The sequence below is a fragment of the Streptosporangium sp. H16 genome, assembly GCF_051918855.1.
Classification (GTDB): Bacteria; Actinomycetota; Actinomycetes; order Streptosporangiales; family Streptosporangiaceae; genus Streptosporangium.
This window is the reverse complement of the sequence record NZ_JBPXMD010000006.1, coordinates 132,499-146,118: the sequence shown is the minus strand read 5'-3', so window position 1 is coordinate 146,118 and position 13,620 is coordinate 132,499. Positions and strand designations below refer to the sequence as shown.

Sequence of the window (13,620 nt, the reverse complement as noted above, 5' to 3'; positions counted from 1 at the left end):
TGAGTGTGTATTCCTCCGCAGAAGGAGGGATTGAATCTTCCTAACGTGAGCGGTGTCCGGACAGCCGGACCCCGGTTCACAGGAGGAAGATTCAATGAGCAAGATCCGTGCAGCCCTGGTCGGAGCGGCGCTGGCAGGTTCGCTGGCCGCGGGTGTCCTCGCCGCCCCGTCGGCGATGGCCTCGGCCTCGCAGGCCCCGGCCGGGTCCGCCGTCGCGGTCCAGGAGGCGCAGACGTCGAGCAAGCACTTCTTCGGTCCGTACTACTCGGGCTTCGGCGGTGGCGAGAGCTTCGGCAAGCGCTCCTACTTCAAGGGCTACTGGACCAGCAGCGGTGGCCGCTACTGGTTCTACGGCAACCTGTTCGACCGCGACCGCGACCGCCAGCGCAGCTACGTGTGGTTCAAGTGGCACGACAAGTTCGGCTCGCACAGCAAGGTGTTCAGCACCTTCGGCAACTCCGGCTTCAACAAGTTCGGCGGGTTCAAGAAGAGCAACGGCTTCGACGACTTCAAGATCCGGGTCTGCGAGGGCGGCAACAAGTTCGACGACTGCGGTCGCTGGGGTGACGCCTTCTGATCCCTCCCCACTCCTTCCGGGGGGACGATCCGAGTGGTCAAGGTCATCCGGTGAGGGCGGGGGCCCTTCGGCGGGACGTTGACCGAGAGGTGTTGATCAAGGGGTGTTGGTCGAGAAGCGTCGGCCGAGAGAAGTCGATCGGGAAACGTTGATCGATGAGGTTGGTCGAGCAAGCCCCCCGGCGCCGGGTCGCCGGGGGGCTTTCCCGTGCCCGGAGGTTTTCCGGTGCCCGGGGGTTTTCGGTGCCGAGGGGGAGACGGGACGACGGGGACGCTCACGCGGGCTCCCGGTCCCGGGGGGCTTGCCGGGTGGTCTTGACGGAGGCGATCACCCGGATGGAGCCCCGCCGCGGGGATCGGGGGCGGACCTGGAACGGACCGAGAGCGGCCTGAGAGCGGATCGGCGGCGCATCGGGGGAGACGCGGTGGCGGATCGGGGGCGGGGAGTGGGACCCGGGATGCTGGCCTGACCTGGCCGGACGTGCCACAATGGGGAAACGAGTATTCGCGCGTCGAGCCGTGCCGTCCGTCCCGCTCGGGATCTGCGGTATCCTTTGTAGCGGTTGTGTCAAGGTACCGGCCGTGTGTTTCGCATTTCCTCGCCCGGTGCCGTACACTCCTTCTTCGGTTCACTATGACCATTGCGCATCGGCGGTGTCGCAACCGCCGCTCTCATCGAAGCGCTGGGTCGCGGCTGCTTAGTGTTCCGAAGCCTCAGACGACCGATCAGTGAAACGCGAGGGACATGGCCAAGAAAGACGGCGCCATCGAGATCGAGGGCACTGTGGTTGAGTCGCTCCCGAACGCGATGTTCCGGGTGCAACTCGACAACGGCCATAAGGTCCTGGCCCACATCAGCGGGCGGATGCGGATGCACTACATCCGGATCCTTCCTGACGACAGGGTTGTCGTCGAACTGAGCCCCTACGACCTCAGTCGTGGGCGGATCGTCTACCGATACAAGTAAGCGCGTCTGAGGGACGAATAGGACTATGAAGGTCAAGCCGAGCGTCAAGAAGATCTGTGACAAGTGCAAGGTGATTCGCCGGCACGGTCGCGTCATGGTGATCTGCGACAACCTGCGCCACAAGCAGCGCCAGGGTTAGTCGCTCCAAACAAGGCCCCGTGAGAGTCCGCTCCTAAGAGGCGGACTCGATCCATGTGGGGCTTTCACGTAATCGTGTCTCACACCTGCGCCGGCGGCTCGCGCCGTACCCCGCAGGAGACCCCCGGTCGGAGGCCGGGGCCCTCACCCCGGGCATGGGGAGGGGAAGTGAGGCGCAGGACCTCCGCCATAACGAAGGAGAATGCCCGACCATGGCTCGCCTGGTTGGTGTAGACCTCCCCCGCGACAAGCGGCTGGAGATCGCTCTCACCTACATTTTCGGAATCGGCCGCACTCGTGCGCTCGAAACCCTTCAGGCCACCGGCGTCAACGGCGACCTGCGGGTTCACCAGCTGACCGACGAAGAGCTGGTGCCGCTGCGCGACTACATCGAGGCGAACTACAAGATCGAGGGTGACCTCCGTCGCGAAGTTCAGGCCGACATTCGTCGCAAGATCGAGATTCAGTGCTACCAGGGCATTCGGCACCGCCGTGGCCTTCCCGTGCACGGTCAGCGCACGCAGACCAACGCACGCACCCGTAAGGGCAAGAAGAAGACCGTGGCCGGCAAGAAGAAGCCCGGTAAGAAGTAGTCCGCGTAGCCGCAGGACCGAAGACCTCAGGAGTGAAGGCAAAGAATGCCTCCTAAGAGCCGCCAGGGTGCACCCAAGAAGGTGCGCCGCAAGGAAAAGAAGAACGTCGCTCACGGGCACGCCCACATCAAGAGCACGTTCAACAACACGATCGTCTCGATCACCGACCCGAGTGGGAACGTGATCTCCTGGGCCAGCGCCGGCCACGTCGGGTTCAAGGGCTCTCGTAAGTCCACCCCGTTCGCGGCGCAGATGGCCGCGGAGAACGCCGCCCGCCGCGCCATGGAGCACGGCATGCGCAAGGTCGATGTCTTCGTCAAGGGCCCCGGCTCCGGCCGTGAGACCGCGATCCGGTCGCTGCAGGCGACCGGCCTCGAGGTCGGGTCCATCCAGGACGTCACCCCCGTGCCGCACAACGGCTGCCGTCCGCCCAAGCGCCGTCGCGTCTGACGCCCAGGAGAAGATAGAAAATGGCTCGTTACACGGGTGCGGACTGCAAGCTCTGCCGCAGGGAGAAGACCAAGCTCTTCCTCAAGGGCAAGAAGTGCGAGTCCGCGAAGTGCCCCATCGAGATCCGTCCTTACCCGCCGGGTGAGCACGGCCGCGGCCGTCCCAAGGAGTCTGAGTACCAGCTCCAGCTTCGTGAGAAGCAGAAGACCCGCCGCATCTACGGCGTCCTCGAGAAGCAGTTCCACAACTACTACGAGGAAGCCAACCGCAAGACCGGCAAGACCGGCGAGAACCTCCTCCAGATCCTGGAGAGCCGTCTCGACAACGTGGTCTACCGCGCCGGTTTCGCGGAGTCGCGCGACGCCGCCCGCCAGCAGGTCCGTCACGGCCACATCCTGGTGAACGGCAAGAAGGTCGACATCCCGTCGTACCGCGTGCGCGAGCACGACATCGTCGAGGTCCGCGAGAAGTCGCGCAACCTCCTGCCCTACGAGGTGGCCCGCGCCACCGCCGGTGACAAGACGTACCCGGCGTGGCTGGGCGTCGTCCCGGACGCGCTGCGCGTCCTGGTCCACCAGCTCCCGGTCCGTCAGCAGATTGACACCCAGGTCCAGGAGCAGTTGATCGTCGAGCTCTACTCCAAGTAGCGGCTCCTGTAGGTGCCGTGCGGCGATCCGCCGTACGGCACCTATGCTGTTGTTCGAGCGGCGTCAAATAGCGGGCGCCGCCATGCAAGGGAGATCTCACCATGCTGATCGCTCAGCGTCCCTCCCTCCTTGAGGAGTCCCTCGAGGAGACCCGGTCCAAGTTCATCATCGAGCCGCTGGAGCCGGGTTTCGGCTACACCATCGGCAACTCGCTGCGCCGCACGCTGCTGTCGTCCATCCCGGGCGCGGCCGTGACCAGCATCCGCATCGAGGGTGTGCTGCACGAGTTCACCACCGTGCCGGGCGTCAAGGAGGATGTCACCGACATCATCCTGAACCTCAAGGACCTGGTCGTCTCCTCCGAGCACGACGAGCCCGTGGTGATGTACCTGCGCAAGCAGGGCCCCGGTGACGTCACCGCCGCCGACATCGCGCCCCCGGCCGGTGTCGAGGTGCACAACCCCGAGCTGCGCATCGCCACCCTGAACGGCAAGGCGAAGCTGGAGATGGAGCTGACCGTCGAGCGCGGTCGCGGCTACGTCTCCGCCGCGCAGAACAAGCAGCCGGGCCAGGAGATCGGCCGCATCCCGATCGACTCCATCTACTCGCCGGTGCTCAAGGTCACCTACAAGGTCGAGGCGACCCGAGTCGAGCAGCGCACCGACTTCGACCGTCTGATCCTGGACGTCGAGACCAAGCCGTGCATGAAGCCCCGCGACGCGGTGGCCTCCGCCGGCAAGACCCTCGTCGAGCTGTTCGGCCTCGCCCGCGAGCTGAACGTCGAGGCCGAGGGCATCGACATCGGCCCGTCGCCGACGGACGCGGCCCTCGCCGCCGACCTGGCGCTGCCGATCGAGGAGCTGAACCTCACGGTCCGCTCCTACAACTGCCTCAAGCGCGAGGGCATCCACACCGTGGGCGAGCTCGTGGCCCGCAGCGAGCAGGACCTTCTCGACATAAGGAACTTCGGTGCCAAGTCCATCGAAGAGGTCAAGCAGAAGCTGCACGAGATGACGCTCGCGCTCAAGGACTCCCCGCCCGGGTTCGACCCGAGCGCGGTGGCCGGCGGCGGCTACGACGACGACGACAGCGCCTACGTCGAGACCGAGCAGTACTGAGTTCCGGGACGTCCCGCGGCGTCACGCCTCACGGCGTCTCGCGGACGTCCCGCGGCACCGGGTGACCCCTCGTCACCTCAGGTGTCACCGAGTTTCACGATGACGGGGGCCCTCCGGCCCCCGGCCCGACCCCGGTACCTCGTACGGCCGGGGCGGGTTTACTCCCAAGGAGAACGTTATGCCTAGGCCCACCAAGGGTGCCCGTCTCGGCGGCAGCCCGGCCCACGAGCGGCTGATCCTGGCGAACCTCGCCACCCAGCTGTTCCAGCACGGCCGGATCAAGACCACCGAGGCCAAGGCGAAGCGTCTGCGTCCGGTGGCGGAGAAGCTGATCACCAAGGCGAAGAAGGGCGACATGCACAACCGTCGCCAGGTGCTGACGATCGTCAAGGACAAGAGCGTCGTCCACCACCTCTTCACCGAGATCGCCCCGACCTTCGCCGAGCGTCCCGGTGGCTACACCCGGATCACCAAGATCGGCCTCCGCAAGGGCGACGCCGCCCCCATGGCCGTGATCGAGCTGGTGTCCGAGCCGCTGAACGCGGTCAAGGTCGGCCAGACCCCGGCCGCCGCCAAGGCCACCGCGCCCAAGGCGGAGGAGGCCAAGGAGGCCGAGGTCGAGGAGACCAAGGCCGGCGAGGCCGGCGAGGCCAAGGCCGAGACCACCGAGGAGACGAAGGCCTCCGAGGAGACGACCGAGGCTCCCTCCGAGGAGACCGAGGCCAAGAAGGACAACGCCTGATCTCTCAGGCCCCGTGAACGGGCCCGGCACCTCCTCAGCGGGGGGCGCCGGGCCCTTTCCGTTCTCCAGGCGGTCTCCCGGAAGGTCTCCGGACGCTCTCCCGGGAATGCCCGGGAGGCCCGGGGCCAGGTGAGCACGTGAGCCCGTGAGAGTTCCAGAAAGGAACCATCGTGGTACGGCTGAGGCTGGATCTCGCCTATGACGGCACCGACTTCTCCGGCTGGGCCAAGCAGCCCGGGCGGCGTACGGTCCAGGGGGAGATCGAGGAGGCGCTCGGCAGGATCCTGCGGCTCGCCGAGCCCCCGGCGCTGACCGTGGCCGGGCGGACCGACGCGGGCGTGCACGCCCGCGGTCAGGTGGCCCACGTCGACCTGGACCCCGGCGCGCTCGGCGCGCTGGACGGCCGCGACCGCCGGGGGGCGGGCGCGGGCGAGGGCCCGGAGCCGGGATCCGCGGCCGAGCTCGCCGAGAGGCTCTCTGCCATGCGCAGGAGACTCGCCGGGGTCCTGCCGCCCGATGTGCGTGTGCGTCTCGTCACGGCGGCTCCTGAGGGCTTCGACGCGCGGTTCTCGGCGCTGTCGAGGCGGTACGCCTACCGGATCTCCGATGCCCCGGGCGGGGTCGACCCGCTCCGGCGCCGCGAGGTCGTCTGGTACAACAGGCCCCTCGACGTGGACAGGCTGAACGCGGCCGCCGCCGCCCTCCTCGGCGAGCACGACTTCGCCGCGTTCTGCAAGAAACGCGAGGGCGCGACCACGATCCGCGAGCTTCAGCGGCTCGACTGGGCCCGCGAGGACGGGCTCGTCGTCGCGACGGTGACGGCCGACGCGTTCTGCCACTCCATGGTCCGGGCGCTCGTCGGATCTCTGCTGCCCGTCGGTGAGGGGCGGCTCCCGGTCGACTGGCCGGGCGGGGTGCTGGCGAGGGCCGTACGGGACTCGGGGGTGCACGTCGCGCCCGCGCACGGGCTCTGCCTGGAGGAGGTGCGCTATCCCGGCGCCGAGGAGCTCGCCCGGCGGGCCGCGGAGACCCGCCGGGTGCGGACGCTCAGCTCGTGACGCGGCGCTCCACGACCTTCGCGGTCTGGTCGCGGAAGGCGCCGCTGACCTTGCCCAGCCCCTTCTCCTTGGCGGTCGGTGTGTGCCCGTCGCTGAAGGTGGCGTAGCTGAACACGATGTAGCGGCCCCACACCATCCCGGCCGCGTAGCCGCCCGCGATGTGCACCCGCTCGCCGCCCGTGCCGGCGGCCGAGGGCAGGCCGCGGAACCAGAGGTTGCTGCCGAGATTCTTGGCCTTGTCGGCCGCGACCGCGGACTCGCGGGTGGGCAGCACGGCGATCCCCGTGGTCACGGCGTATCGCCGCTTGCTGTCCACGTACGTCGCCCGCAGCACCCGGCGGCACTCCTGGTCGCGCAGGGTGCCGGCGAACTTGCCGGACGCGGCCTTGTGGCACTGCTCGGTGACGTCGGTCTTGACCCTGGTGAAGGTCGTCCCGGCCACGGACACCTTCTTGCCGAAGGCGGCGGCCACGGTCATCGTGCCCGGGTCGGTCTTCTCGGAGTTGAGCATCGTGGTGTTGATCGGCTCGGGCTCGCCGGTGATGTCCAGGTCGTCGGTGGGGTCGAGGGTTCCGGAGCTGGGAATCGGGTCCGTCGCGTTCGCCGACTGCTTGGCGCTGAACGACTGGTAGGCGAAGAAGGCGCCGGTGCCGATGCCGACCACCACGACCGCGACCACGGCCGCGATCAGCGTCGTACTCGCCCTGCTGCGGGCCGGCGCGGGGGCGGGGGGCGGTGGCTCGGGGGTGAACGCCGAGAGCGGGGTGAACGCCCCCCGCGTCGTCGCCGGGCCGGTCCCGAGGACCGCCGTCGGCTCGCCCGCGGGCGCGGAGGTCACCGGCGGGGGCGGGAGGACCGGGAACGGCGGGGCGACGCCGGTGACGACGGGGATGCCGCCCGGCGGGGTCGCCTGGTCCGAGGAGGGGAAGGGCTGCGCCGCCTCCGGGCCGGGATCGGCGGCCTGGGACGGTGTACGGTCGCGGGCGGCCTGGTCGAGGGGAGGCGCGGGCACCGGCGAGGCCGGCTCCGGTCCCGGTCGTGTGCCTGGCCGGGTGACGGGCTGCGCCACGGGTGCGGACATGGGAGACACAGGGGGCACAACCGCCGGAGCGGGACCGGACAGGACGGGAGGGGCCTCGTCCGGCGGGCCGGCCGGTGAGGGCGCGGGGGCCTGTTGCGGAGAGAGCTGCGGGGCCGCGGGGTTCTGCTGCGGGGAGACCTGCGGGGCGGAGGGCTGCGCGGGAGCCTGCCGGGCGGGCGGGTCCTGCCGGGGCGCGAGGCCGTGGCCGTCCTCCAGGAGGTCCCCCGGCGCGGGGTGCGCCGGCGCGGCGGGCCCGGTGGCGCGGACGTCGACCGTGGTGTCGCCGCCCTCGTCCGGCTCCTGATGGGGGGTGGCGTCCGGCGGCCACACGGCGACGTCGCCGGGCTCTCCCGGGCGGGCGGCGCTCTCCTCGGGGTCGGTCCACACCGGCTCGCCGGTCGCGGCGGGCCAGGGGGCCTCCTGCCCGGACGAGGGCCAGACCTGCATGCCCGCGGCCGCGGCCGTGAAGGCGGGCGGCGGCTGCCAGGGCGGCGCGCCCGGCACGATGGGCGCGGTGGACAGCGGCTGGTCGCTCCGCGGCGCGGAACCCCCGTGCTCGTGGCGCTCGGCCTCGCCGGCCTCGCCGGCCTCGCCGGCCTCGCCGGGCCGCGAAGGGGCGGCCGGTTCCGTCGGCCAGGCGGAGGAGGAGTCGTCCCGGAGCGGGGGCGGCCAGGCGGGGGAGGTGGCGTCCGACGCGGGGGCGCCGGGCCAGGACGGGCCCAGGGCGTCGGCGGATCCGGGGGCACCGGGCCAGGGCGAGGACGGGCGGTCGGCGGGAGAGGGCCAGGCGGGTGAGGTGGCCTCGGCGGGGAGCGGGGGCGGCCAGGCGGGGGAGGTCGTGTCCGACGCGGGGGCGCCGGGCCAGGACGGGCCCGAGGGGTCGCCCGGGTTCGGCGGGGCCGGCCAGGCGGGAGGGGAGGGCTCCGGGGGCGTGGGGGAGTTGATCCACGCCGGAGGGGCCGGATCGGGCCGGGAGAACTCCGACCAGGCGGGGCCGGAGGGAGCGGGCGGGAACCCGGGCCGCGGATCCGGGAGCTCGGGCCGCGGGCCTGAGAGCTCGGAGGGGAGATCCGGCCGGGCGCTCCCCGAGGGGCCGGGCGGGAACCCGGGCCCGGCGGGATCGGAGGGCTCGGCGGAGAACTCGGGCCGCGGGGGACCGGAGGGCTCCGGAGACGGGAGCGGCTCCGGCCGGGGCGCGGCGTGCGAGGGGCCGGACCAGGGGGCGGGCGGGTCGTCCTCCGGCTGGGCGTACCAGTCGTAGGGGGCCCCGTCGCCGGGGACCGTCCATGGCTGAGCCGCCCCGGGGGTCACCTCCGGCCACGCCGAAGGACTGTGGGGCTGCTCGTCACCTGTGAGATCGGTCCGCAGCACGTGGGGCGAGGGCTGGCCGAAACTCGGCGGCGGCGTCGCCGGTGCTGCCGAACCCTCGGCTTCACGTTGGTGCTCGGACCCGGATTCCTGGCCACGCATACGACGCAGCCTAGCGACAGCCGGAGATCGTCATGCGGGTATGGCCGTATCGTCTGCCGGATTCATGCCGCAAAACGCCAGTATGACCCCATGGTCAAGGGCGTTTTCCGGTCAGTGATCGCGACTCCAGGGCGGGGGTGACGGTCGCGTCCGCCGCGCCGAAGGCCGCCTGGTTCAGCTTCTTGACCTCGGTCTTCTTCGGCAGGTGGCCGTCCTTGTACTGGAACCAGACCATCACCGCGTAGTGCCCGTGGCGCCACTCGCCCACGAACGCCTCACCGGTGCCGAGAAGTTTGGTGACCTTATCCTTACCTGGGAGCGGTTTGAGGTATTCCTCCCGCTCCTTGCCGGAGCCGACCGAGACGACCTTGGACGCCCCCGCCGACGTCTTGAGGTTGGCGACTCCCACGGTGCCGATGATCTTCCCTGAGGCGTCGCGGAAGCTGGCCCGCAGGAGCTGGTTGCACTTGGCCGCGATGAGGGCCTTCTGGAGCTTCTCCCCGACCACCGCCTTGTCGCACTTCTTGTCGGTCCTGCGCGTGGTCATCAGGTAGGTCTGCCCGCCGATCTTCACCTTCTTGCGCTTGAACACCTCGTTCAGGGTGAGAAGGTGCGGGTCGCCGGCGCGGGAGGAGGCGAAGCCGAACTTGCCCTCCGCGGTGTTGGCGGGCGGTATCAGGGGGGCCTCGGCGGTGGGGGCCGTCGCGCCGGGCACCGGGTCGGGGTCGGAGTTGGCCAGCACGGCCAGGCCGATGCCCGCGGCGACCAGCGCGGCGAACGCCCCGGCCGCGATGAAGATCGGGCGGCGTGAGCGGGGCCCCTCGTCGTACGGGCTCCACATCTCCTGGCGAGGTCGTTCCCTGGGCGGTTCCGTGGGGCGTTCCCGCGGTCCGGTGGGCCGGGAGGCCTGCTGGGGGGGCTCGGCGGCGCGGTTGTTCGGCGAGGCGTCGAACCAGTGCTGGCCCTGTGCGGGCGGCGACGCGTCAGGCCGGTTGTAAGGCGGGCGGCGCGGCGGCTCCACGGGAAAACCCATGCGCCGAGCGTAGCCCGGTATCGGAGCCGGTTGGCTCAGGAGTATCCGAAGTCCTGGGTCCACCAGGGGCCGTCGGGACCCTGGACGGCCCCGACTCCGGTGGCCATGAGCTCGCAGTTGAGGATGTTGCGCCGGTGGCCGCTGGTCCCCATCCAGCTGCGCACCGCCTCGTCGGGAGAGGTGTAGCCGCGCCCGATGTTCTCCGCGCCGCCGTCGCGGTAGCCGGTGGCCTCCATCCGCTCCCAGGGGGACGTGCCGTCGGCGGAGTTGTGGGAGAGGCTTCCCGCGGCCGCCATCCCGGCCGAGTGCCTCCTGGCCGACGCGGTCAGCCGCCTGTCGATCCGGAGCGGCGCGCACCCGGCCCGCCTGCGCTCGACGTTGACGAGCCGGACGACCTCGCGCTCCATCGCGCCGAGGACGGAGGTGGCGCCGTCGCCGCCGTCGCCGTTGAGCAGGTATCGGGAGGGGCCGTCCTTCCCGGAGCCGCCGGGTGACGCGTCGGTGCTCGGGGTGGGACGCGGGCGCCGGTCCTGGGGGGCGGTGGGGGCGACGGCGGCGCGGGCGACCCGGGCGAGCGGGGCGCGCTCGACCTGCCCGGCCAGGGCGCCGCTGGGTGTGGGCCTCGCCGGCCCGGTGTCGTTCAGGTAGATCTGGTCCGCGGCGTTCTCGTCACGGCTGCCCCGGCCGATGATGAAGCCGACCAGCAGAACCGCCAGCAGGCACGCGAACACCCCCATACGACGCAGGCGCGCTCGCTGGGTATGCCCGGGGTGAGGAAGCTGCCACATACCGCTATCAAAGATAGGGATGTTTGCGGTGAGGAAGAAGGGAATGCTGAGAACATATTGGAACCGTTCCGTGAAGGTTCCGGCGCGGCGGCCCCGAGATCACCGTCCGGCGCCCTTCCCCGGGGGTGCGGGGAGAGATCGTGCCGCCGGGTTCCAGCCCTGGTGACGACCCCGTGCGGTGGCCGCCGGATCCCCTCGCCCCGCGTGGCGGTTCCCGGGCACCGCCCGGGGGCGGGTAGACTGCCAGGGATACCGGCGGAGAGTCATGTCGTTTTGCAAGCACTCTCCCTTGCCGGTATCCTGCTAGTTCGTTGTGTGCGAATTGGTCTCCTCTTGCAGACCGATACGCGGCGCGTCCGGCGTCATCTCCTCTTTTCCTGGAGACGGAAGGTCCGGGCTGTCGTGTGCCCGCACCTACCGACCATGTTGCTGTCCTCTCCGACAGCGCCGAAGACGCGACCAAAGAAGGCATACGACCGTGCGCACGTACACACCCAAGCCTGCCGAAGTCGAGCGTCAGTGGCACATCATCGACGCCACCGACATCGTGCTTGGCCGGCTGGCCAGCCACGTCGCGATCCTGCTTCGCGGTAAGCACAAGCCGACCTTCGCCAACCACGTCGACACCGGTGACTTCGTCATCGTCATCAACGCCGACAAGGTCGCGCTGACCGGTAACAAGCTTGAGCAGAAGAAGGCCTACCGCCACTCGGGCTACCCGGGCGGTCTGCGCTCCATGACCTACGGCGAGCTCATGGACAAGCGTCCCGACCGCGCCGTCGAGAAGGCCGTGAAGGGCATGCTGCCCAAGAACGCCCTCGGCCGGAAGATGATCAAGAAGCTCAAGGTCTACGCCGGTTCCGAGCACCCGCACCAGGCGCAGCAGCCGGTGTCTTTCGAGCTCACCCAGATCGCCCAGTAGTCACTAGCTGCTTGTCGCCAGCAGCGTTGGCCGATGGCCGACGCCGAGTAGGAAAGTTAGAGGAGAACCGTGGCTGAGTCCACCGGTGTCGAGACGGCCGTCGAGGCCGAGCAGGAAGCGTACTCCGCGGAGGAGTTCCCCTCCGAGTACACCTCCGAGTCCACCGCCAGCGGCGACGTCGCCGTCCGCAAGCCCATCACCACCGGCAACTCGTACGGCACGGGCCGCCGCAAGGAGTCCGTGGCCCGCGTGCGCATCGTGCCGGGCACCGGCAAGTGGACGATCAACGGTCGTACGCTTGAGAACTACTTCCCGAACAAGGTGCACCAGCAGATCGTCAACGAGCCCTTCGTGGTGCTCGGTGCCGAGGAGCAGTTCGACGTCATCGCCCGCATCAACGGCGGCGGCGTGACCGGCCAGGCCGGTGCCCTGCGCATGGGTCTCTCCCGCGCGCTGACCGCGCTGGACGTCGAGGTCAACCGCCCGCCGCTGAAGAAGGCCGGCTTCCTGACCCGTGACGCCCGCGCCACCGAGCGCAAGAAGTACGGCCTCAAGAAGGCCCGCAAGGCTCCGCAGTACAGCAAGCGTTAAGCGTTGGGGCGCCTTTTCGGCACCGACGGGGTACGTGGGGTCGCTGGACGCGACCTCACGGCCGAGCTCGCCATGGACCTGTCCGTGGCCGCGGCTCATGTCCTCGGCGATGCCGGGGCGTTCAATACCAGCGTCGGGCGGCGGGGCCGTCCCGTCGCCGTCGTGGGCCGGGACCCTCGGGCTTCAGGAGAATTCCTGGAGGCCGCGGTGGTCGCCGGCCTCGCGTCGTCTGGTGTGGACGTTCTCCGGCTCGGCGTGCTGCCCACCCCGGCGGTCGCTTACCTGACGACGGCTCTCAGAGCCGACATGGGCGTGATGATCTCCGCCTCCCACAACCCCGCCCCCGACAACGGGATCAAGTTCCTCACCCGAGGCGGCTACAAGCTGCCCGACGCGGTGGAGAACGAGATCGAGCAGCGGCTCGGCGAGAAGTGGGAGCGTCCTGTCGGTGCCTCGGTCGGCCGCGTACGCGAGGCGTACGGTGAGGCCGACCGTTACGTGTCCCACGTGCTGTCGACCGTGAACGGCCGTCTCGACGGCCTGAACGTGGTCCTCGACTGCGCCCACGGCGCCGCCCACATGGTGGCTCCCGAGGCGTTGCTGCGGGCCGGAGCCACCGTGGAGACGATCGGGGCGCGCCCCGACGGTCTCAACATCAACGCGGGGGTCGGCTCCACCCACCTGGACAAGCTCCAGCAGATCGTGGTCTCCCGCAACGCGGACGTGGGCATCGCCTACGACGGCGACGCGGACCGCTGCCTGGCCGTCTCGCACACCGGTGAGATCGTCGACGGCGACCAGATCATGGCCGTGCTGGCCATGGCCATGCACGCCGAGGGCAAGCTGATCGGCGACACCGTGGTGGCCACGGTCATGTCCAACCTGGGCTTCAAGATCGCGCTCAAGAACGCCGGTGTCGACGTCGTCGAGACCGCCGTGGGTGACCGCTACGTCCTGGAGGCCATGAGGGCCGGCGGTTACAACCTCGGCGGCGAGCAGTCCGGCCACGTCCTGATGCTCGACCACGCCACCACCGGGGACGGCCTGCTGACCTCGCTGCACCTGCTGGCGGTCGTGGCGCGGGAGAAGAAGTCGCTGGCCGAGCTGGCCTCGGTGATGACCCGTCTGCCGCAGGTCCTGGTCAACGTGAAGGACGTCGACCGGTCCAAGGCCTCGGTTCCGGAGCTGGCCGCCGCGGTCAGCGCCGCGGAGTCGGAGCTGGGGGAGACCGGGCGCGTGCTGATCCGGCCCAGTGGCACCGAGCCGATGATCCGCGTCATGGTCGAGGCCGCCTCGGCGGAACAGGCCGAGCAGCTGGCCGGCCGGCTGGCCGACGTCGTCCGCACGGCCTGCGTCTGAACGATCGAAGCACGGCCCGCACTCCGGTGCGGGCCGTGCTTCGTCTTGTACCCGGCCTTTGTGGCGCCCGGCTTCGACGTATGCCTT

General features: G+C 70.1%; 15 protein-coding genes. 12 read left to right on the top strand and 3 right to left on the bottom strand.

The window, feature by feature from the left end; translation table 11 throughout:
- The first annotated feature begins 94 nt into the window (after positions 1 to 94).
- The 9 genes from ACTOQ2_RS12415 (at position 95) to truA (ending at position 6,289) form a co-directional block, all read left to right on the top strand.
- On the top strand, positions 95 to 577 hold the full coding sequence (locus ACTOQ2_RS12415) for a hypothetical protein (protein ID WP_440070956.1): 483 nt from the start codon (positions 95 to 97) through the stop codon (positions 575 to 577).
- A gap of 744 nt (positions 578 to 1,321) precedes the next feature.
- A complete protein-coding gene (gene infA / locus ACTOQ2_RS12410) occupies positions 1,322 to 1,543 on the top strand; it encodes a translation initiation factor IF-1 (protein WP_012887858.1) in 222 nt (73 codons plus the stop codon).
- Positions 1,544 to 1,568: 25 nt separating this feature from the next.
- Positions 1,569 to 1,682, top strand: coding sequence for a 50S ribosomal protein L36 (gene rpmJ, locus ACTOQ2_RS12405; protein WP_003956441.1), 114 nt, complete (start codon positions 1,569 to 1,571; stop codon positions 1,680 to 1,682).
- Between the two features lie 211 nt (positions 1,683 to 1,893).
- Positions 1,894 to 2,274 (top strand): 30S ribosomal protein S13, encoded by a 381-nt coding sequence (gene rpsM / locus ACTOQ2_RS12400; protein WP_362678418.1) that lies wholly within the window; start codon positions 1,894 to 1,896, stop codon positions 2,272 to 2,274.
- A gap of 45 nt (positions 2,275 to 2,319) precedes the next feature.
- Positions 2,320 to 2,724: a 30S ribosomal protein S11 gene (gene rpsK / locus ACTOQ2_RS12395; RefSeq protein WP_012887860.1), complete on the top strand. Its 405-nt coding sequence runs from the start codon at positions 2,320 to 2,322 to the stop codon at positions 2,722 to 2,724.
- A gap of 20 nt (positions 2,725 to 2,744) precedes the next feature.
- Positions 2,745 to 3,371 carry a 30S ribosomal protein S4 gene (gene rpsD / locus ACTOQ2_RS12390; protein WP_030912875.1) on the top strand — a complete coding sequence of 209 codons (627 nt, stop codon included), beginning with the start codon at positions 2,745 to 2,747 and terminating at the stop codon, positions 3,369 to 3,371.
- A gap of 101 nt (positions 3,372 to 3,472) precedes the next feature.
- Positions 3,473 to 4,489, top strand: a complete 1,017-nt coding sequence (locus ACTOQ2_RS12385) for a DNA-directed RNA polymerase subunit alpha (RefSeq protein WP_089210160.1) — start codon at positions 3,473 to 3,475, stop codon at positions 4,487 to 4,489.
- Between the two features lie 178 nt (positions 4,490 to 4,667).
- Positions 4,668 to 5,231, top strand: a complete 564-nt coding sequence (rplQ, locus tag ACTOQ2_RS12380; RefSeq protein WP_440099767.1) for a 50S ribosomal protein L17 — start codon at positions 4,668 to 4,670, stop codon at positions 5,229 to 5,231.
- 170 nt (positions 5,232 to 5,401) lie between these two features.
- The gene (gene truA / locus ACTOQ2_RS12375) at positions 5,402 to 6,289 is read left to right on the top strand and encodes a tRNA pseudouridine(38-40) synthase TruA (protein ID WP_440099766.1); all 888 of its coding nucleotides are present in this window, start codon (positions 5,402 to 5,404) and stop codon (positions 6,287 to 6,289) included.
- Here the strand turns inward: truA and ACTOQ2_RS12370 are convergent.
- The 3 genes from ACTOQ2_RS12370 to ACTOQ2_RS12360 all read right to left on the bottom strand — a co-directional run bounded on the left by ACTOQ2_RS12370 (position 6,279) and on the right by ACTOQ2_RS12360 (position 10,610).
- Positions 6,279 to 8,840 (bottom strand): hypothetical protein, encoded by a 2,562-nt coding sequence (locus ACTOQ2_RS12370; RefSeq protein WP_440099765.1) that lies wholly within the window; start codon positions 8,838 to 8,840, stop codon positions 6,279 to 6,281. The genes truA and ACTOQ2_RS12370 overlap by 11 nt on opposite strands.
- A 94-nt stretch (positions 8,841 to 8,934) precedes the next feature.
- Positions 8,935 to 9,873: a hypothetical protein gene (locus ACTOQ2_RS12365; RefSeq protein WP_440099764.1), complete on the bottom strand. Its 939-nt coding sequence runs from the start codon at positions 9,871 to 9,873 to the stop codon at positions 8,935 to 8,937.
- Between the two features lie 35 nt (positions 9,874 to 9,908).
- Entirely contained in the window at positions 9,909 to 10,610 is a 702-nt protein-coding gene (locus ACTOQ2_RS12360) for a CAP domain-containing protein (protein ID WP_440099763.1), read from the bottom strand.
- Positions 10,611 to 11,139: 529 nt separating this feature from the next.
- Between ACTOQ2_RS12360 and rplM the strand changes: the two genes are divergently transcribed.
- The 3 genes from rplM to glmM all read left to right on the top strand — a co-directional run bounded on the left by rplM (position 11,140) and on the right by glmM (position 13,533).
- Positions 11,140 to 11,583, top strand: coding sequence for a 50S ribosomal protein L13 (gene rplM / locus ACTOQ2_RS12355; protein ID WP_344746717.1), 444 nt, complete (start codon positions 11,140 to 11,142; stop codon positions 11,581 to 11,583).
- 69 nt (positions 11,584 to 11,652) lie between these two features.
- Positions 11,653 to 12,174: a 30S ribosomal protein S9 gene (rpsI, locus tag ACTOQ2_RS12350; protein WP_440070962.1), complete on the top strand. Its 522-nt coding sequence runs from the start codon at positions 11,653 to 11,655 to the stop codon at positions 12,172 to 12,174.
- A gap of 3 nt (positions 12,175 to 12,177) precedes the next feature.
- A complete protein-coding gene (gene glmM / locus ACTOQ2_RS12345) occupies positions 12,178 to 13,533 on the top strand; it encodes a phosphoglucosamine mutase (protein ID WP_440070963.1) in 1,356 nt (451 codons plus the stop codon).
- Positions 13,534 to 13,620 lie beyond the last annotated feature (87 nt).